Genomic DNA, 18,570 nt, shown 5'->3' on the forward strand with positions numbered 1-18,570 from the left:
CCTTCCTGATGAGGAGAGCTTCACAGTGAGTTCCGATGGCCGCTCGACGGTTAGTTTATTAAGCCTGGCCAAAAACCTGCCCGCGATGGCGTTCGAAGCACCGGCCATGCTGCGCAACGCGGCAGGCATGCTGGTCGGGCCGGACGACAAATCCTCTGTCGGGCTGTACTTTCAGCGCGCCGCACATCGTCATCCGGACCGTACGTTTCTGCGCTTCGAAGGCACCGCCTATACCTACGGCGAGGCCAACGCCGAGGTGAACCGCTATGCCGCGGTGCTGGCCGCGCGCGGCGTGCAGCGCGGCAACGTGGTCGGCCTGCTGATGACGAATCGGCCCGAAACCCTGTTCACCGCACTGGCTTCGGTGAAACTGGGCGCCACCGTCGGCCTGCTCAATCATCACCAGCGCGATCAGGTGCTCGCGCACAGCTTCGGCCTGTTGAACAGCGTGTTGAACGTGGTCGGCGAGGAATGCAAAGAGGCGCTGGACTCGCTGGCCGAGCCGCTCGCGAATGTGTTGTCCGCCAACGATTTACAGGCCGCCGCTCAGGGTGCGGACGCCACCGACCCGCCGGTGTGCGCGGAGATCACCGCCAAGGAACGCGCTTTCCTCATCTTCACCTCCGGCACCACGGGGCTGCCCAAGGCCAGCGTGATGACGCATCTGCGCTGGACCAAGAGCTTGGCGGGCATCGCCGGACTCGGAATTCGCCTGCGCGGCAACGACACCCTGTACTGCTGCCTGCCGCTGTACCACAACAACGCGATGACCGTCGCGCTGTCGGCGGTGATCGGCTCCGGCGGCACCCTCGCGCTCGGCAGGCAGTTCTCCGTGTCCCGCTTCTGGGACGAGGTGATCCGCGAGCAGGCAACGGGTTTCATCTACATCGGTGAGCTCTGCCGCTACCTGCTCAACCAGCCCGCGAAGCCGACCGACCGGCAGCACAAGGTCCGGCTGGCGGTCGGCAACGGGCTGCGCCCGGAACTGTGGGACGAGTTCAAGAACAGGTTCGGCATCAATCGGATCGTCGAGTTCTACAGCGCCAGCGAAGCCAACATCGCCTTCATCAACGCGTTCAGCGTCGACCGCACCGCGGGCTTCGGGCCGCTGCCGTACGCGGTGGTCGATTACGACGAGGAGACCGGAAAAGCCAAGCGCGACAAGGACGGCCGGTTGCACAAGGTCGGCACCGGTGGTGTCGGGTTGCTGCTGTCCAAGGTCACCGACCGCTCACCGTTCGACGGCTACACCGACAAGGCCGCCTCCGAGGCGAAGCTGGTCCGCGACGGCTTCGAGCAGGGCGACATCTGGTTCGACACCGGCGATCTGGTCCGTGATCAGGGCTGGCATCACATCGCCTTCGTCGACCGGCTCGGCGACACCTTCCGCTGGAAGGGCGAGAACGTCGCGACCACCGAGGTCGAGGGCGCGCTGACCCGATCCCACGCGCTCTCGCAAGCGGTCGTCTACGGCGTAGATGTGCCGGGCGCCGACGGCAGGGCGGGCATGGCGGCGGTGACGTTGAGTCCGGACACCGAATTCGACGGCAAGGCGCTCGCCGGGCAGGTCTATCAACAGCTGCCCGCCTACGCCGTCCCGCTGTTCATCCGAGTCGTCAAGGAGCTGGAGCAGACCTCCACGTTCAAGAGCCGCAAGGTCGAACTGCGTAAGCAGGGCTACGCGTCCGATGGCGACGGCAGCCTGTACGTCCTCGCGGGCCGCGCCGACGGCTACGTTCCCTCCTACGACGACTACCCCGCCGACGTAGCCGCGGGCCGCGCCCCGAAGAACTAGCGTCGCCGCCCAGCGGCCTTACTTACCTCAGCAAGGCCGCTGGGCGGAGAGACCGCTGGCACACCGGTCGGTACAGTCAGAGGATGTCTCGCACCACCGCAACGCCGCTTCCAACCTTGTGCGGCAAGCCGGTGGCGACCGATCGGGCGCTGGTGATGGCGATCGTGAATCGCACCCCCGATTCGTTCTATGACAAAGGCGCCACCTTTACCGACGAGGCCGCCATGGCGGCTGTCGCCCGCGCGGTGGACGAGGGTGCGGATCTGGTCGATATCGGCGGCGTGAAGGCGGGCCCAGGCGCACTGGTCGACGCCGCCGAGGAATCGCGCCGGGTGATCCCGTTCGTCGCGGCCATTCGCGCGAAGTATCCGGAGTTATTGATCAGCATCGACACCTGGCGTGCCGATGTGGCCCTGGCCGCGGTGCGGGCGGGCGCGGATCTGATCAACGACACCTGGTCCGGCGCCGACCCCGACCTGGTCCGGGTGGCGGCCGAGCACGGGGTCGGCATCGTGTGTAGCCACACCGGCGGTGCGGTCCCGCGCACCCGCCCGCATCGCGTCCGCTACGCCGACATAGTGGCCGAAGTGACCGAGACTTTGGTCCAAGCGGCCGAAAAAGCGGTCGCCGCGGGCGTGCGGGCGGATTCGATTTTGATCGATCCGACCCATGATTTCGGCAAGAACACTTATCACGGGCTCGAGTTGTTGCGTGGAGTGGACGTTCTTGTAAATACCGGGTGGCCTGTCCTGATGGCACTCAGCAACAAGGATTTCATCGGGGAGACTCTAGGTGTCGATCTTTCCGAACGGTTGGAGGGCACATTGGCAGCAACAGCATGGTCGGCAGCCGCCGGCGCCCGAATCTTCCGAGTCCACGAAGTCGCCGCGACCCGGCGAGTGGTGGACATGATCGCCGCGATCCAAGGCATCCGGCCCCCAGCACGCACCCTGCGAGGTTTGGTATGAAATTCCACCACCCCCACGGCCGTGAACACAGCCCCGCGTGGGCGACGACAAACACCTGGGACAGCCCCCACTGGTCGGTCGACGAACTCGTCGCCGCCAAAGACGGCCGCACCGTTTCGGTGGTGCTGCCCGCGCTGAACGAAGAAAACACCGTCGCCGACGTGGTGGCCAGCATCATGCCGCTGCTCGGCACCCTGGTCGACGAGCTGATCGTGCTCGATTCCGGCTCGACCGACGCCACCGCCGAACGGGCCCGCGCCGCGGGTGCCGAGGTGATCAGCCGCGAGCAGGCGGTGCCCGAACTGGACCCGGTGCCGGGCAAGGGCGAGGTGCTGTGGCGCTCGCTGGCCGTCACCAGCGGCGATCTGATCGCCTTCGTCGACTCCGACCTGATCGACCCGGATCCCGAATTCGTGCCGAAACTGCTCGGCCCGCTGCTCACCGTCGATGCGATGCACCTGGTCAAGGCCTACTACCGCAGGCCGCTGCGGCAGGGCGGTGCGGTGGACGCGCACGGCGGCGGCCGGGTCACCGAGCTCGTCGCCCGTCCGCTGCTCGCCGCGCTGCGGCCCGAGCTCTCCCAGGTGCTGCAGCCGCTCGGCGGCGAATACGCGGGCACCCGCGAGCTGCTCACCGCAGTCCCGTTCGCGCCGGGCTACGGCGTGGAGATCGGGTTGCTGCTCGATACCTACGACCAGCTCGGGTTGTCCGCGATCGGGCAGGTGAACCTCGGGGTACGCACGCACCGGAACCGCCCGCTTGCCGACCTCGGCGTGATGAGCAGGCAGATCCTCGGCACCGTGCTCGGCCGCAGCGGCGTGCAGGACTCCGGGGCGGCGCTCACCCAGTTCCCGCTGGTCGGGGACGCCTTCACCGCGCACAGCACCGAGGTGTCGCTGGCCGATCGTCCGCCGATGAATACGCTGCGCCCCGAGTGGGCGGCTGCCTGACCAACGTCTGACGCGCGAACCCGGGTGCCTCTGGTGCCCGGGTTCGTTGCTGTCGAAAGCCATGGGCCCTGCTGCGATCTGCGCATTCGCCGGGATGGCGAGCGTGTTTGCTGAGTGAACGCTAGAGTGTTGTTTGGTCTTACGTTCGCATTCTGTACTTCAAGATGCCGCCCTCGACGCGCGCTCATGAGCAGGAGATACGTCTATGACTATTGGTGAGCTACCCAAGCAGGACACGAGGCAACCAGAGTTTGCCGGTCCCGACTACACGCTGGCGACGCTGCGGGTGAACGGCCACGTTTTCCCGGTCGCGCTCGAACCCCGGGTCAGTCTGCTAGACGCCCTCCGCGAATATCTGCGGCTCACCGGCACCAAGAAAGGGTGCGATCAGGGCGCGTGTGGCGCCTGCACGGTGTGGGTCGACGGTAAGCGCGAATTATCCTGTCTCACCCTGGCATTGAGCGTGGAGGGGCGCGAGATCACCACGATCGAGGGCGTCGCGGAGGGGGAGGAGCTGCACCCGGTGCAGCGCGCGTTCATCAGCTGCGACGGCTTCCAGTGCGGGTATTGCACGCCGGGACAGATCATGTCGGCGATCAAGTGCATCGAAGAGGGACATACCGACAGCGACGAAGAGATCGCCGAATGGATGAGCGGCAACATCTGCCGCTGCGCCGCCTACCAGAACATCAGGGACGCGATAAAGAGCGCGCGCGACGAGATGGGTGAAACCCGATGAAGCCCATCGCCTTTGCCCGCGCCGAAACGGTGGATCAGGCCCTCGCCGCCGTGACCGCTCGCCCGAACACCGTATTCCTCGCGGGCGGCACCACTTTGGTGGACATGCTGCGGATCGGTGCGATGGAGCCGGACAACGTGGTCGACATCAACCGGCTGCCGCTCGCTGACCTGGAGCACCGCCCGGACGGCGGCCTGCGCATCGGCGCGATGGTCCGGATGGGCGAGGTGGCCGCCGATCCCGGTGTCGTCGAACGCTTTCCGTTCCTGTCCATCGCCCTGTGGAAGGGCGCGTCCGCGCAGATCCGCAATATGGCGTCGATGGGCGGCAACTTGATGCAGCGGGTGCGCTGTCCGCAGTTCCGCGATGTCGCGTTCGCCTGCAACAAGCGAGAACCGGGCAGCGGCTGCGGCGCACTGGACGGACTGCACCGCGGCAATGCCGTATTGGGCACCAGCGAGCACTGTTTCGCCATGCACCCCTCCGACATGGCCATCCCGCTGACCGCGCTCGACGCGGTGGTGCACGTGCAAGGACCGCGCGGCACCCGGGCCATCGCCTTCGACGATTTCTTCCTCTTGCCCGGTGACACACCGCATCTCGAACACCCGATCACCGCCGACGAACTCATCGTCCGAATCGATGTGCCGCCGTTGCCGTTCGCGGTGAACTCGCACTACCTGAAGGTGCGCGATCGCGAATCCTATGAGTTCGCCGCCGCTTCCGCGGCCGTGGCACTGGATCTGGCGGACGGTGCGATACAGGATGTCCGCATCGGCCTCGGCGGCGTGGCGACCAAGCCGTGGCGCGCCAAGATGGCCGAGGCGCTGCTGGTCGGCAAGCCCGCGACGAAGGAGAACTTCGCGGCCGCGGCCGCCACCGAGCTGGCCGCCGCCGACGACGGCTATCCGATGAATCGGTTCAAAATCGAACTGGCACAACGCACCATGGTGCGCACCCTGGAGATCGTGACCGAGCAGATCGCGCAGCGGGGAGGCCGGAAATGAGCACCCCCACCGTCTCTAAGCTCGTTGGGCAGGGCCTAGACCGCATCGACGGACACGCCAAAGTCACCGGAGCCGCCCGCTACACCGCCGAGATCCCGATGCCGAACGCCGCCTACGGTGTCATCGTCGGAGCCGAGATCGGCAACGGCACAGTGAAATCCATCGACGTCAGCCACGCGCTGCGTGCGGGTGCGGTCGCTGTGCTCACCCATGAGAACCTGCCACGCGTCGCGCCGGTGCCGCTGCTGCCGTCGCTGTTCGGTCAACCCGCACCGGGGCAGAGCTTCTTTCCCATGCAGGACACCACAATCCATTACTTCGGCCAGCCGATCGCCGTCGTTGTCGCGGACACCTTCGAGGTCGCCCAGCAGGCCGCCCGCCTGGTCGAGGCCACCTACGACAAACAGCCCGCGCTGGTGCGCTTGGACGACGGACGCGACGAGCAGTACCTGCCGGACAGCATCTTCGCGGGCCAGATCCCCGCCGCCCAGTCGCGCGGCGACTTCGACAGCGCGAGCGCGGCCGCCGCGCACACCGTCGACGCGACGTTCCGCTTCGCCGCCAACCACCACAATCCGATCGAATGCTCGGTCACCGCCGCGATGTGGAACGGGGATTCGGTCACCGTCTACGACGCCACCCAGGGCATCGTGGCCAGCCAGCTGACCATCGCCGCGCACCTCGGCATCTCACCGAGCAAGGTGCGGGTCGTCACCGACTATGTCGGCGGCGGGTTCGGCGCGAAAGCCATGATGTGGCCGCACGTTACGCTCGCGCCGCTGATCGCGCGGGAGCTGGGCAGGCCGCTCCGGGTGATCCTGAACCGCGAGCAGATGTTCTACGGCACCGGATTACGTGAGGAACAGGAGCAGCGCGTCACCCTGGTTTGCGACGCCGAGGGCCGGTTCACCGGGCTGCGACACCACAAGCTATCCGTCACTTCGCATTTCGACGACTGGGCGGAACCGTCGCTGGAGGTGGCGAGCAAGGCGTACGGAATTCCGCACTGGGAGGGGCAGTATCGGCTGATCAAGGGCAACACGATGACGCCGACCTTCATGCGCGGACCGGGCGAGGCGTCCGGCATGGTCGCGCTCGAATGTGCCATCGACGAGCTTGCTGAACAGCTGGGCGCCGATCCGGTGGAACTGCGGCTGCGCAACCATGCCGCCGTCGACCCGGAGAGCGGAAACCCGTGGAGCTCGGATGGTTACGTCGAATGCCTGCGACTGGCCGCCGAACGCTTCGGCTGGGACGGCCGGATCCAGACCCCCGGATCGCACACCGACGGCAACTGGCTCCTCGGCTGGGGCGTCGGCACGGCGGGCTACCCGGTGTACGAACCGGGCCAACCGCAGCGGGCGCACGCCAGGCTGCGGTCGGACGGCTCGCTCGTCGTCCAGACGGGCACCCAGGAGTTCGGCACCGGTGTCGCGACCGCCATGTCGCAGGTCGCCTGCGACGCCATGGGCATGCCGTTCGACCGGATCCGCTTCGAGATCGGCAACACCGACTACCCGAACATCGCGGCCACCGTCGGATCGATCGGCGCCAGCTCCGTCAGCTCCGCGGTGCACGTCACCTGCGCCCAGCTGCTCGCCCAGCTCATCGAGATCGCGGTCGCCGACATCGACTCACCGCTGCGCGGCCGCACGCCCGACGAGATCGAAGGAGTCGAGGGCGTATTGCGGCTGATCGATGATCCGTCGGTCTGCGACGCGTACGCGGATGTGCTGGAGCGGAACCATCTTTCGGATATCGAGACGACCGGCAGCTGGCGGCCCGCCGCCCCGCCGGCGCCATACGGGAAGATGAGCTTCGGTGCCCAGTTCGCGGAGGTCGCCGTCGATCCGGAGCTGGGGTTGATCAGGGTCCGCCGGATGGTCGGCGCCTTCGCCCCCGGCCGGGTGCTCAACACCAAACTGGCCCGCAGCCAGGTGCTCGGCGGCATGAATTGGGGCCTGTCCCAAGCACTTATGGAGGGCTCACTGCCCGACACCCGAGACGGCCGCTGGGCCAACGCGTCGCTGCTGGAGTATCTGCTCCCGGTCAACGCCGACGCCCCCGAGGTCGACATCTCGTTCGTCGCGGTCGACGACACCGTGGTGAACCCGTTGGGCGTCAAGGGAATCGGCGAACTCGGCATGATCGGAGCCGCAGCCGCCATCGTCAACGCCGTACATCACGCCACCGGCCGCCGGTTCCGCGACATCCCGCTCCGCATCGAACACCTGCTCTGAGGCCCGCCGCACCACTCTTGATTTCCCGCACCGAAAATCGCATGCAATTTCCGGTGCGGGAAATCAGGAATGGTGCGGCGGTCAGCGGTGGATGGGGCCGTTGATGCGGTCGAGGGGGCGGGCTGTCGCGTTGCCGCGTTCGGCGAGGATCTGCGCGGCGATGGAGATCGCGGTCTCGTCCGGTGTCCGCGCGTTGAGGTCAAGGCCCAGTGGGCTTTTCAGCCGCGCCAGCTTGCTTTCGGTGACACCCGCGGCACGCAGGCGTTCGGTGCGCTCGGCATGCGTCCGGCGGGAACCGAGGGCGCCGACGAAGGCGATGTCCTCGATGTCCAGGGCCGCCGCGATCGTCGGCACGTCGAACTTGGTGTCGTGCGTGAGCACACAGACCACCGTGCGGCCATCGATCCGCCCCGCCTCCTGCTCATTGCGCAGGTATCGATGCGGCCAATCCACCACGACCTCGTGCGCGGAGGGGAATCGCGCTGCGGTGGCGAAAGTTTCGCGGGCATCGACAACGGTGACCCGGTAGCCGAGCTGACGACCGGTCCGGCTCAGCGCCCGCACGAAATCATTGGCACCCGCCAGGATCATCCGCGCGGGCACACCGAAGACCTGCACGAAAACCCGGGGCCTTGGCGAGGCGTCGGCCTCGCATTCGTCGGCCCCGACCACACCGCTACGACCCGCGGTGAGCAGCGCGAGTGCGTCCCGATCGACGTCGTGCCACGCCTCCGTCGAGTCGGTCCGCAACAGCTTCCACTCCGCAGTCGTATCGAGCCTGGTGGCCAGCGCGACCGGCCGACCATCCGCGATCTGCCGCCACAACTCCGACAGCATCGGGACGCGATCCGACGCCACCCGCTCGACGAAGACCTCGATCTCGCCGCCACAGGTCAGCCCCACCGCGATACCGTCGCCGTCGGCATAACCGAACCGGTCGGTCACCGCATGACCGGTGGCCAGCACCTGGCGCGCCGACTCGACGATCGCGCCCTCCACACAACCACCCGACAGTGACCCGAACACCTCGCCGGCCTGAGTGACGATCATCGCGGCACCGGACTCACGCGGCCCGGGACCGGTTGTATCCACCACTCGTGCCAGGGCAACCGGACCCTGCTCTACCAGCGTTATCAATTGCTCGAGCATGGCGCGCACAGGCACGGTTCCTCTCTCGAGCGGGCACACCGGAGTAGACCGGCTAGTTCGAGCCTAGCTACTCGAAAGCTATTCGGCCTGGCAGCGTGAGTCAGGACTCTGTGGTCGGCTGCGCGGCCGCGTGCTCCAGTTCGGGCGCGACCAGGCGTTCCGCCGCCTCCTCGGTCGGGGCGTGCTCCTCGGCGAGTCGCGCCTGCAGCGCGGCGACGGTCAGCTGTCCCGGCGACTTGCTCGGTCGTCGCAGGACGGTGGTGATCAGGATGAGCAGGCCGAGCGCCAAGACGGCGCCGCCGACCGTGACGAGCAGATTCATCACTGCCTCCTCAGGTCACGCATCAAACGGTCTCGCGGAGTGCGAGACCGGGTGGGACTGTGCCGGTGTGGAAGTAACCGGCGAACACCTCGGCCGCGTCTTCGGCCGTGAATACCTCGTCCGGATAGATCCACGGCGCGGGCATGCTCTCCGGAACCGGCACACTGATGCCGGGTTCGCCGTCGTGATCAACGGTGCGGCCGACGGTGCTCAGGTGGGCTATCCCGTCGACGACGGTGCGGAGCTCGATGAACAGCGCGTCCGCCGAGCCGGTGCACCGCAGGTAGTTCTGCCCGGGGGCGGAGCTGACCGCGGGGCTGATGTCGGCCGACCGCATGGGTGCGGGCAGGCAGGTCAGCTGCACCGAATAGCGGTGGTGGCCATCCAGTCTGCGCAGCGGGCGCAGAAAGTTATCGATGGTCTCACCGGCGCCGATGAACAACTTCAGCCGGTCGCTGTAGGTGACCCGGTGGGTCGTGATGATCGGGTCCGCCGCATCGACAGTCGCGGACTGGGCCTGCTGCGAGCGCACCGTCCGGACAGTGGGCGCGGAACTGGCCGCCGTCGAAAGTTCAACACTCATCGGAGCTCACCTATCACACATAGTTAACGTCTAGCTATTCAAGCATTGCACCAAGATTTCCCGAACGGAAGAGTGGAGTGACCCGCGACACAATTTGGTCACGACGGGTATCGGCGGCCGGCGGCCGCGCGCCCGCCGCCTGCGGATTTCAGCGACGGATACCCGGTGCGGGCAAACGGTTTTCGGGGTCGTGCCGGTAGACCGGGGTGAGCAGCTCGGCTTCCAGGGGTTCGCCGGTCGCCCGGTCGAACCGACAGGCCACCAGCACTGAGAACAGGTGGGTGCCCGCGCGTTCGTGCAGGGTGGCCAGCCGGGTCGCGAGCAATCGGATGGCACCCAGCGAGCCGGGCGGGTGCATGCCGTCGATCATCAGCACCGAGCCGCGTCCGTCCGGCCGCGGCAGCCGGGCCAGGTAGGCGATGTCGTGCGGGTCGGGCCCGCCGGGCCGATAGACCCGGCGCGCGGCCCGGTCCTCGATGCCGCGCCTGGCGTCGCCCGCCCTGGCCACCGCGCGCCGCAGCCGCGGGTCGGCGGCGATCAGCTGACGCACGCTCGGCGAGAGTTCCGGCCCGCCGAGCACGATCAGGCCGTCCCGGTTCAGGTCGACCGGTCGCCCGGGTAGGAAGTGTTCGACCGAGGCGGTGAAGCCGAGCTCGCGGAGCAACTCGACCAGCCGGTGCGGCGCCGCGGGATCCGGTGCGCCGATCACCCGGCCCGCCCGCACCTCCGGTACCAGCACCGTGAGCGTCCCGTGCCCGAAGAACAGACCTTCCGGTGCGGGACCCTGGGTGCTCACCTGATGGATGCGCGCGCGGGAAAGCCCCGCTGCCGCACCGATTCTGGCGAAGGTCCAGCCCTCGGCGTGTAGCTCCCGGATCACCGCACGACGAATCCTGGTGAGCTCATTGATGGTCTGCTGGGCCGCAGCCACACCATCGGTGGCCGCCTTCAGTCGCTCGACCTTGTCCTCGATCGCGAAAACGCGCGCCACGTCATCGGCCGACATGTGGGAAGTCTAGACAGCTGGACAGGCCAAAGTGTTTAGAACTCTTGACACTGCACCCTTTTCGTGACGCGATTGCGCCAGCTTGCGCGGGTCAGGTGGCGTCGGTGTCGATCGGTGGACGTTCGTTGCGCTCCAACGGCTTTTCCAGCTTCGGCATCGGATAATCCGGCATCGAGCCGCCGGTGCCGTAGAGGTCCTTCTTGTCCGGCAGCGCGTCCTCCATGTTGCGGAAGATCGAATCGTCGCCGTTCAGAAGGTGTTTGGTCACCATCGAGCGTGGGGACATACCGCGCAGCTCGTTCAGGTCGGCCAGCGGCTTGCGCAGGTCCTCGAACTCCGGGCCCAGCTCGTCGCGCAGCTGCGAGGTCGCGCCGCTGGCGTAGTCGCGCACCTGGCGCAGGCTGCGCGTGGTCCAGCGAACCGCGCCGGGCAGTCGCTCCGGTCCGAGGATCACGAGGGCGGCGACGAGCAGGATCATCATCTCGCTCCAGCCGATATTGCTGAACACGTCCTCAGGTTACCCGGCCTTTCGACCAGCGGCGCGTGGGGACGGCAGGCCGACGGAGTCGGTGAACTCAGGGGGACGGCAGGCCGACGGAGTCGGCCGGGGTGGGTGAACTCAGGGGGACGGCAGGCCGACGGAGTCGGCCGGGGTGGGTGAACTCAGGGGGACGGCAGGCCGACGGAGTCGGCCGGGGTGGGTGAGCTCAGTCGGATTCCAGGGTGACCGGCACGTCCACCTGCCTGCCGTCCCGGATCAACACCACGTTCACCGTGTCGCCGATCTTGCGCGACTGCACCGCGACGACGAGCTCGTCCGGACCGGTCACCTCGCGGTCGCCGACCTTCACGATGACGTCCTTCTCCACGATGCCTGCCTTCGCCGCCGGACCGCCCGCCGTGACATCGGCGACCTCGGCGCCGCTCAGCTGCTCGTTGGACACCACCTTGCTGCGCAGGCTGGCGCCGATGGTCGGGTGGTGGATCGTGCCGTCCTTGATCAGGATCTGCGCCACCTCGGTCACCCGGTCCACCGGGATCGCGAAGCCGAGGCCGACCGAGCCGCCGGACTCGCTGCGGATCGCGGTGTTGATGCCGATGACCCGGCCCTGCATGTCCACCAGCGCGCCGCCGGAGTTACCGGGGTTGATGGACGCGTCGGTCTGCACCGCGTCGATCACCGCGTTCGTGTCACTGCCTTCGCCTTGCAGTTTCACCGGGCGGTGCTGCGCGCTGACGATGCCGGAGGTGACCGTCCTGCTCAGGCCGAGCGGGGAGCCGATGGCAATCACCTCGTCGCCGACCTGGACGTCGCCGGACTTGCCGAGGTTGGCGACGGTGAGGTTCTTCACATCGACCTTGATCACGGCGAGGTCGGATTTCGGGTCGCGCCCGACGATGTTCGCAGGCACCTTGGTGCCGTCGGAGAAGGTGACCTTGATGGAGGCCCGGTTGGTCTTGTCCTGAGCGGCCATCGAGACGACGTGATTGTTCGTGGCGATGTAGCCGAGGCCGTCGATCACCACGCCGGAGCCGGTGGCGCCGTTGTCGCCGACGATGACGCTGATGGACACGACGGAGGGCAGCACGGCGTTGGCGACCTTGGCGATCTGGCTGTGCGGCTGTTCGGTCTCCGCGCTCTGCGTCAGCTCCGCCTTGCGCGAGGTCAGGTCGGAGGACTGTTCGGCCGTCAGCCTGCCGACCAGGCCGCCGAGCACGCCGACGGCGAGCGCGACGAGTGCGAGCAGCGCAAGCGCCTTGGGGGCGACGCGGGAGCCGAACAGGACCTCACGCGCGCCGAGGCGCTGGGCCTGCGGCAGCGGCTGGGCCTTGGGAGTCGGCACCGCGGGGGCGCCGAGTCGAGCGGCGGAGTCGGGATCACGCCACGGATCGACGGGTCCGGCGACGGGTGCGGCGCCGTTGGCCGCGTCGGGATCACGTTGCAGCAGTTCGCTGGAACCCTCGGGACGACCGAACGCCTCGGCGAGCACGGCGTCCGGCGGACGGTTCTGCACGTCCTGGCCCGCCACCGGCGTCGCGCCGCGGGGCAGCGGCTCGGCGAACGAACCGCGCTGACCCGCCGGCCTGCGGAACGCGCTGGCCGTGTGGTTGTCGACATGGGGTCGGTATACCGGTCGCGGTCCCAATACGGGTGCGTCCGGCGGCCGCAGGTTTCCCCTGTCGCCCGCCGAATCCGTGGGCCTGCCCTGGACGCGATCCGGGGTCTCGGCCGATCCGGTATTCGTCGATTCCGTGGTCACCCGGGAAACTCTACTTGCGCCACCACGTTGTCCACCGAGTCGCGGCAAACGAATCGGTGAGAAAACCGAAAACCGCCTCGTTGCGCGGAGTCCCGTCGGCGCTCGACGTTTGGCTCGACGCGGCGCCGGGCAGATCGGCGAGCGGAATTCTGGTCAGGCTGTCGTGCAGCCCGTGCGGAATCGAGATCGGGCCCGATTGGCGCAGCGCGATACGCGCCTGCTGCTGTGCGTCGACCTCGGCCGCGCATTCCGGGCACAGAGAAAGATGTTGGGCGGCACGCAGATAGGCGTTCATCCGCAACTCGCCGTCCACATAGGCCGCGATCGCCTCGCTGGCCAGATGCTCGGTGGGACGGAATCGAGGCGGACGACGACCGGGCGTGCTGGAGTCGCCACTCATTCGGTGTTCACCCTTCCAACCGACATCATCCGAATCGTAGGGCGATGCCGGCTTCGTCCAGCTCACCCGATACTTGCTTCAGCGGCGAACCGCTGCTCACTTCCATTATGCGCAAGGTAGTCGCGCAGTGCCTGTCGCCCACGATGAATCCGGCTGCGCACGGTGCCGAGTTTCACCCCGAGCGTAGCGCCGATCTCCTCGTAGGAGAGGCCCTCGATGTCACACAGCACGACCGCGGCGCGGAATTCCGGCGCGAGCGAATCGAGCGCGCGCTGCAGATCCGGGTCGAGGCGGGCGTCGTGATAGGCCTGCTCCGGGTCGGGACCCTCGGACGGGACCCGGTCGTAGTCCTCGGGCAGCGCCTCCATCCGGATGCGGTTGCGGCGACGGACCATGTCGAGGAACAGGTTGGTGGTGATGCGGTGCAACCAGCCCTCGAAGGTGCCCGGCTGGTAGCTGGACAGGGAGCGGAAGACCCGGATGAAGGTGTCCTGAGTCAGGTCCTCGGCATCCTGGGCGTCGCCGGAAAGACGGTAGGCAAGGCGGTAGACACGGTCGGCGTGTTCGCGGACCAGGTCGTCCCAGGACGGCATGGCCGCCCGGTCACCGGTGGCATCGAAAGCAGCGGTACCGGTGAGATCGACGGCCTCCTCGGCGGCGTCGGACTCGATCGGCAGAATCTGCTCTGGCAGGGTGGCGTGCTCACGCGCCGCATCGACCATGTGGATGGGGCTACCTCCTACTAGGGACCGTAAACTCGGAACATAGCTTCGATCCGAAATCTCTTTCGGACCTGAAACCGTTACGTGGGGTTACAACCGACAACCTGTCTGTTGTTGTTCCCGTGTCCCGTGTCGAGCCGGTCTGTTGGTCTTGCGTTGCCCCTACTCTTTCCTGTCCTGATATGGCCTGGATATGGAGATGCTGAGGGACACCTGAGAAAACTGCGGAGAGATTGCTCAGCGGCGCGGGTAGTTCGGAACGCCCAGACAAGGCGCCCAGCATTAACCTCATAGGCGTGGCATCGAATTTGGAGCGAAATCTCGCCTACGTGGAGGAATCCGTCGTAGAAGACGAGATCCTCGTCAGCGCGCGCGAACGGTCCACCGAACTCGGTGCGGTGCCGGTGCCGCCGTCGGTGGGGGCGCTGCTCAGCATGTACGCACAGCTGCTCGACGCCAAAGCCGTGGTCGAGGTGGGTACCGGCGCCGGGATCAGTGGGCTGTGGCTGCTCGACGGCATGCGCGAGGACGGCACACTGACCACCATCGATTCCGAGCCGGAGCACCAGCGCGCTGCCAAGGAGGCTTTCCGCGCCGCTGAGATTCCGCCCGCGCGCACCCGGCTGATCAACGGCCGTGCGCTGGACGTGCTACCCCGGCTCGCCGACGGAGCCTACGACCTGGTTTTCATCGATGCCGCGCCGCTCGAGCACCCGCAGTACGTCACCCAGGCGGTGCGACTGCTGCGTGCCGGCGGCGCGATCCTGTTGCACAACGCGCTGCTCGGCGGTCGGGTACCCGATGCGGCGCAACGGGATCCGGCGACCCAGGCGGTGCGCGCGGCCACCCGGGCGATCGCCGAGGATCCGGAACTCACCAGCGTGCTGATTCCCGTCGGCGACGGGTTGCTCTGCGCTTCCCGCGGTTAGCCACGCCGCACGCACGCCGACATTCGTACCGACATCGCGGTTTCCTTGTGCCGCGCCGGGTATTCCGGTGGCGGAGGTACTGCACATGCGCGGGCACGAACTGTTCGAAATCGGCCACATCGGCCACACCATCTTCGAAACTCGAACGAGTTGGCTGCGGCCCGCGCTGTTCTTCTTCGGCTTGATCATTGTCGCCGCGGTGGTCGCGATGGTGGTGGTCAGCAACGCCGATTTCGATTCCGGCCCAGCGAAAGTCACCCCGACGCACGGGTCCTGCGAGCCGTTCTGCCCGGCTCCGCCCGCACCTCCAGCGCCCGGCCAGTAGTTCTCTCCCGAGTCACGCGCACCCGATAGGTGGCGCGTGGTTTCGCGTGTCCCGGCGAATTCGCTTGTCGTGCTGAGCATTGCGCGACCCGGTGTGGGATATGTCATGGAATACGAAGGCCTGCAACGGATGTACGATGGCCGGTTCGCCTTCGACAGGTCGCGTTCGAGGAAGGGGAGCCACGGTACGGACGCGCGCGGAGGCCCGCCGGATAGCTGGTGACCGACCCGGGAGGGGTGGGCCGGTCACCAGTGCCGTCGCGGGCGAGTCGGCGAATACAGCAACAGCGCGGCGATTCGAGGCGCATGCTGCTCAGAGCACATCCGAGACCAGAGCGGTGATGCCCCGGGCGGGGGCATGCGGAAGAGGTGCGATCTGAGTGATCTATTACATCTTGAACAACAGCAACAACAACGATGACGACGGGCGCCCGCAGATTCACTGGGGCGGGGCGCTGGTCGCCTTCGCCCTTGTCCTGATGGCCGCGGTGCTGGTGGTCTACCTGGTCAGCACCGCCGACTTCGGTCAGCCGTCCAAATCGACCGTGCCGCGCACCCCCGGCCCCTGCGCGCCGTTCTGCCCGGCTACGCCCGCACCACGGCTCTGATCAGCCGACGAGCTACACCCAGACGCCCTTGCCTACGGTGACGACGCCGCCGTTGCTGACGGCGAAGCGGTCGCGATCGCGGTCCAGATCGACCCCGATGATCTCGCCCTCGCCGACCACCACGTTCTTGTCCAGGATGGCCCGGCGCACCACCGCGCCGCGCCCGATCCGGACGCCGGGCATCAGCACGCTGCCCTCGACGGTCGCGCCGTCGTCGATCACCACATTGGAACTGAGCACCGAATTGCGGACGGTGGCGGCCGACAGGATGCTGCCCGCGCCGACGATGCACTCCTGCGCGAGCCCGCCCTGGGCGAACTTCGCGGGCGGCAGGTTCTCGGCGGCGCCACGAATCGGCCAATGCCGGTTGTACAGGTTGAAGACCGGGTGCACCGAGACCAAGTCCATGTGCGCGTCGTAGAAGGCGTCGATGGTGCCGACGTCGCGCCAGTAGCCGCGGTCGCGTTCGGTCGCGCCGGGCACCTCGTTGTCGGCGAAGTCGTAGACGCCGGCCTGGCCCGCGGCGACCAGCGCCGGAATGATGTCGCCGCCCATGTCGTGATCGGAGTCGGAGTTGTCCGCGTCGGCCTTGATCGAATCCACCAGCACCTTGGTGGTGAAGACGTAGTTGCCCATTGACGCAAAAGTGACATTGGGATCATCGGGCGTGCCGGGCGGATGCGCGGGCTTCTCCAAGAACTGGGTGATCAGACCGGACTCGTCGGAGTCGATGCAGCCGAACGCGCTCGCCTCGCTGCGCGGCACCCGAATACCCGCGACGGTGACGCCCGCACCGGACTCGATGTGATGGTTGACCATCTGCTCCGGATCCATCCGGTACACGTGATCGGCGCCGAAAACCACGATGTAGTCGGGGTCTTCGTCATAGATCAGGTTCAGCGACTGCATGATCGCGTCGGCGCTGCCGGTGTACCAGCGCGGCCCGAGCCGCTGCTGCGCGGGCACCGGGGTGATGTATTCGCCGCCGAAACCGGACAGCCGCCAGGTCTGCGAGATGTGCCGATCCAGCGAGTGCGACTTGTACTGGGTGAGCACGCACAGGCGTAGGAAACCCGCGTTGACCAGGTTGCTGAGGACGAAATCGATCAGTCGATACGCGCCGCCGAATGGCACCGCTGGTTTGGCACGGTCCGCCGTGAGTGGAAAGAGTCGCTTGCCCTCGCCACCGGCGAGCACGATCCCGAGTACGTGCGGCTGGCTCCTCACACTGCCAAACTACCGGGTAACCGCCGCGCGAGTGGCCCCAGCGGAGGTGAACGTCTACTTTGAACCTGGTGAGTTTCGGCACGGACACCCCGCGCTCGACGGCGGATTCCGGCGCGCACGAGCGGCTTCGGGTCGCGATGCTGACCCGTGAATACCCACCCGAGGTATATGGCGGGGCCGGGGTGCATGTCACCCAGTTGACCGCGCAGCTGCGGCGACTGTGCGAGGTCACTGTGCATTGCATGGGGGTCGCGCGCACCGATGCCGTGGTGCACCAACCGGATCCGCAGCTCTACGCCGCCAACGCCGCACTGCAGATGATGTCCGCGCAGCTGCGGATGGCCGACGCCGCCGGGCAGGTGGACGTCGTGCATTCACACACTTGGTACACCGGCTTGGCCGGACACCTCGCGGCCACGCTCTACGGCATCCCACACGTACTGACCGCACATTCGCTGGAGCCACGACGGCCGTGGAAGGCCGAACAGCTCGGCGGCGGCTATCGGCTCTCCTCCTGGTCGGAACGCAACGCGGTGGAACACGCGGACGCGATCATCGCGGTGAGCGAGGGCATGCGCCACGACGTGCTCGACGCCTATCCCGCGGTCGACCCGGACCGGGTGCACGTCGTGCACAACGGCATCGACGCGGGCATGTGGTACCCGGGGCCGGTGGCGGCGGGCGCGCGGCCGGTGCTCGCGGTGCTCGGGGTGCGGACCGACCAGCCGATGGTGGCGTTCGTCGGGCGGATCACCCGGCAGAAGGGCGTCGGGCATCTGCTCGCCGCGGCCCGCGACTTCGATCCGGACATCCAACTGGTGCTGTGCGCCGGCGCGCCGGACACCAAGGAGCTGGAGGCGGAGACGGCCGCCGCGGTCGAGGAACTGCAGCGCAGTCGAGGCAATGTGTTCTGGGTGCGCGAGATGCTGCCCACCGAGCAGATCCGGCAGATCCTGGCCGCCGCCACGGTGTTCGTGTGCCCGTCGGTGTACGAGCCGCTCGGCATCGTGAACCTGGAGGCGATGGCGTGTGCGACCGCGGTGGTCGCCTCGGATGTCGGCGGCATCCCCGAGGTGGTTGTCGATGGCGGCACCGGGCGGTTGGTGCATTACGACCCGAACGCGCCCGAGGAGTACGAGCGGGCATTGGCGACCGCGATCAACGAGGTCGCCGGTGATCCAGTGCTGGCCGCCGAGTTCGGTGCGGCGGGCCGGGCGCGGGCGATCGCCGAATTCGATTGGTCTCAGATCGCGGCACAGACCGTCGGCGTCTACGAGCAGGTCCGCAAGTCCTGAGGTCCGCCCCAAGGAGCTAACCCGACCGAGGGCGACCTTCGGTAG

The 18,570-nt window shown here is 67.4% G+C and carries 19 protein-coding genes; 10 read left to right on the forward strand and 9 right to left on the reverse strand.

The features are described from left to right. Positions 1-25 precede the first annotated feature (25 nt). The 6 genes from ACIBK2_RS35680 (at position 26) to ACIBK2_RS35705 (ending at position 7,699) form a co-directional block, all read left to right on the forward strand. The gene (locus ACIBK2_RS35680) at positions 26-1,795 is read left to right on the forward strand and encodes a long-chain-acyl-CoA synthetase (protein ID WP_396973971.1); all 1,770 of its coding nucleotides are present in this window, start codon (positions 26-28) and stop codon (positions 1,793-1,795) included. Between the two features lie 83 nt (positions 1,796-1,878). Further along, positions 1,879-2,763: a dihydropteroate synthase gene (gene folP / locus ACIBK2_RS35685; protein WP_396973973.1), complete on the forward strand. Its 885-nt coding sequence runs from the start codon at positions 1,879-1,881 to the stop codon at positions 2,761-2,763. Next, positions 2,760-3,713 (forward strand): glucosyl-3-phosphoglycerate synthase, encoded by a 954-nt coding sequence (locus tag ACIBK2_RS35690; protein WP_396973975.1) that lies wholly within the window; start codon positions 2,760-2,762, stop codon positions 3,711-3,713. The genes folP and ACIBK2_RS35690 overlap by 4 nt, the downstream gene beginning before the upstream one ends. A gap of 205 nt (positions 3,714-3,918) precedes the next feature. Continuing rightward, positions 3,919-4,452 carry a (2Fe-2S)-binding protein gene (locus tag ACIBK2_RS35695; RefSeq protein ID WP_396973976.1) on the forward strand — a complete coding sequence of 178 codons (534 nt, stop codon included), beginning with the start codon at positions 3,919-3,921 and terminating at the stop codon, positions 4,450-4,452. Further along, complete coding sequence (locus ACIBK2_RS35700; protein ID WP_396973978.1) at positions 4,449-5,459, forward strand: FAD binding domain-containing protein; 1,011 nt, start codon at positions 4,449-4,451, stop codon at positions 5,457-5,459. The genes ACIBK2_RS35695 and ACIBK2_RS35700 overlap by 4 nt, the downstream gene beginning before the upstream one ends. After that, positions 5,456-7,699: a xanthine dehydrogenase family protein molybdopterin-binding subunit gene (locus tag ACIBK2_RS35705; protein ID WP_396973980.1), complete on the forward strand. Its 2,244-nt coding sequence runs from the start codon at positions 5,456-5,458 to the stop codon at positions 7,697-7,699. Before ACIBK2_RS35700 ends, ACIBK2_RS35705 begins: the two co-directional genes overlap by 4 nt. An 81-nt stretch (positions 7,700-7,780) precedes the next feature. Here ACIBK2_RS35705 and ACIBK2_RS35710 read toward each other — a convergent pair whose 3' ends face one another. The 8 genes from ACIBK2_RS35710 to sigE form a co-directional block, all read right to left on the reverse strand. After that, positions 7,781-8,857 (reverse strand): XdhC family protein, encoded by a 1,077-nt coding sequence (locus ACIBK2_RS35710; RefSeq protein ID WP_396973981.1) that lies wholly within the window; start codon positions 8,855-8,857, stop codon positions 7,781-7,783. 91 nt (positions 8,858-8,948) lie between these two features. Next, the gene (locus ACIBK2_RS35715; protein WP_357381046.1) at positions 8,949-9,170 is read right to left on the reverse strand and encodes a hypothetical protein; all 222 of its coding nucleotides are present in this window, start codon (positions 9,168-9,170) and stop codon (positions 8,949-8,951) included. A gap of 22 nt (positions 9,171-9,192) precedes the next feature. After that, positions 9,193-9,753, reverse strand: a complete 561-nt coding sequence (locus tag ACIBK2_RS35720) for a hypothetical protein (RefSeq protein WP_396973983.1) — start codon at positions 9,751-9,753, stop codon at positions 9,193-9,195. Positions 9,754-9,901: 148 nt separating this feature from the next. Then, positions 9,902-10,759: a hypothetical protein gene (locus ACIBK2_RS35725; protein WP_357381042.1), complete on the reverse strand. Its 858-nt coding sequence runs from the start codon at positions 10,757-10,759 to the stop codon at positions 9,902-9,904. A gap of 91 nt (positions 10,760-10,850) precedes the next feature. Continuing rightward, positions 10,851-11,267 (reverse strand): Sec-independent protein translocase protein TatB, encoded by a 417-nt coding sequence (gene tatB / locus ACIBK2_RS35730; protein ID WP_396973986.1) that lies wholly within the window; start codon positions 11,265-11,267, stop codon positions 10,851-10,853. A 199-nt stretch (positions 11,268-11,466) separates the two neighbouring features. Next, a complete protein-coding gene (locus ACIBK2_RS35735; RefSeq protein ID WP_396973988.1) occupies positions 11,467-13,020 on the reverse strand; it encodes a trypsin-like peptidase domain-containing protein in 1,554 nt (517 codons plus the stop codon). Between the two features lie 10 nt (positions 13,021-13,030). Then, entirely contained in the window at positions 13,031-13,420 is a 390-nt protein-coding gene (locus ACIBK2_RS35740) for a hypothetical protein (RefSeq protein ID WP_396973990.1), read from the reverse strand. A gap of 62 nt (positions 13,421-13,482) precedes the next feature. Next, on the reverse strand, positions 13,483-14,142 hold the full coding sequence (gene sigE / locus ACIBK2_RS35745; protein ID WP_357381035.1) for an RNA polymerase sigma factor SigE: 660 nt from the start codon (positions 14,140-14,142) through the stop codon (positions 13,483-13,485). A gap of 296 nt (positions 14,143-14,438) precedes the next feature. Here sigE and ACIBK2_RS35750 point away from each other — a divergent pair, with 296 nt between their 5' ends. The 3 genes from ACIBK2_RS35750 (at position 14,439) to ACIBK2_RS35760 (ending at position 16,003) form a co-directional block, all read left to right on the forward strand. Then, complete coding sequence (locus ACIBK2_RS35750) at positions 14,439-15,071, forward strand: O-methyltransferase (protein WP_379280751.1); 633 nt, start codon at positions 14,439-14,441, stop codon at positions 15,069-15,071. Between the two features lie 85 nt (positions 15,072-15,156). Continuing rightward, positions 15,157-15,396, forward strand: coding sequence for a hypothetical protein (locus tag ACIBK2_RS35755; RefSeq protein WP_396973992.1), 240 nt, complete (start codon positions 15,157-15,159; stop codon positions 15,394-15,396). Positions 15,397-15,775: 379 nt separating this feature from the next. Continuing rightward, positions 15,776-16,003, forward strand: a complete 228-nt coding sequence (locus ACIBK2_RS35760) for a hypothetical protein (RefSeq protein WP_396973994.1) — start codon at positions 15,776-15,778, stop codon at positions 16,001-16,003. A 12-nt stretch (positions 16,004-16,015) separates the two neighbouring features. Here the strand turns inward: ACIBK2_RS35760 and glgC are convergent, their stop codons facing one another. Next, positions 16,016-17,230, reverse strand: coding sequence for a glucose-1-phosphate adenylyltransferase (gene glgC, locus ACIBK2_RS35765; protein ID WP_357381029.1), 1,215 nt, complete (start codon positions 17,228-17,230; stop codon positions 16,016-16,018). Positions 17,231-17,367: 137 nt separating this feature from the next. Between glgC and glgA the strand changes: the two genes are divergently transcribed. Next, on the forward strand, positions 17,368-18,525 hold the full coding sequence (glgA, locus tag ACIBK2_RS35770) for a glycogen synthase (protein ID WP_396974147.1): 1,158 nt from the start codon (positions 17,368-17,370) through the stop codon (positions 18,523-18,525). Positions 18,526-18,570: the final 45 nt, after the last annotated feature.

The sequence above is a fragment of the Nocardia sp. NPDC050175 genome (assembly GCF_044459885.1).
Taxonomy (GTDB): domain Bacteria; phylum Actinomycetota; class Actinomycetes; order Mycobacteriales; family Mycobacteriaceae; genus Nocardia.

What these genes read in the sequence shown, in the direction of transcription:
- ACIBK2_RS35740 (WP_396973990.1), bottom strand. Translation starts at nt 13,420, where the DNA reads ATGAGTGGCGACTCCAGCACGCCCGGTCGTCGTCCGCCTCGATTCCGT.
- ACIBK2_RS35755 (WP_396973992.1), top strand. Translation starts at nt 15,157, where the DNA reads ATGCGCGGGCACGAACTGTTCGAAATCGGCCACATCGGCCACACCATC.
- ACIBK2_RS35705 (WP_396973980.1), top strand. Translation starts at nt 5,456, where the DNA reads ATGAGCACCCCCACCGTCTCTAAGCTCGTTGGGCAGGGCCTAGACCGC.
- ACIBK2_RS35725 (WP_357381042.1), bottom strand. Translation starts at nt 10,759, where the DNA reads ATGTCGGCCGATGACGTGGCGCGCGTTTTCGCGATCGAGGACAAGGTC.
- ACIBK2_RS35695 (WP_396973976.1), top strand. Translation starts at nt 3,919, where the DNA reads ATGACTATTGGTGAGCTACCCAAGCAGGACACGAGGCAACCAGAGTTT.
- ACIBK2_RS35720 (WP_396973983.1), bottom strand. Translation starts at nt 9,753, where the DNA reads ATGAGTGTTGAACTTTCGACGGCGGCCAGTTCCGCGCCCACTGTCCGG.
- sigE (WP_357381035.1), bottom strand. Translation starts at nt 14,142, where the DNA reads ATGGTCGATGCGGCGCGTGAGCACGCCACCCTGCCAGAGCAGATTCTG.
- ACIBK2_RS35715 (WP_357381046.1), bottom strand. Translation starts at nt 9,170, where the DNA reads ATGAATCTGCTCGTCACGGTCGGCGGCGCCGTCTTGGCGCTCGGCCTG.
- ACIBK2_RS35690 (WP_396973975.1), top strand. Translation starts at nt 2,760, where the DNA reads ATGAAATTCCACCACCCCCACGGCCGTGAACACAGCCCCGCGTGGGCG.
- glgA (WP_396974147.1), top strand. Translation starts at nt 17,368, where the DNA reads ATGCTGACCCGTGAATACCCACCCGAGGTATATGGCGGGGCCGGGGTG.
- folP (WP_396973973.1), top strand. Translation starts at nt 1,879, where the DNA reads ATGTCTCGCACCACCGCAACGCCGCTTCCAACCTTGTGCGGCAAGCCG.
- ACIBK2_RS35700 (WP_396973978.1), top strand. Translation starts at nt 4,449, where the DNA reads ATGAAGCCCATCGCCTTTGCCCGCGCCGAAACGGTGGATCAGGCCCTC.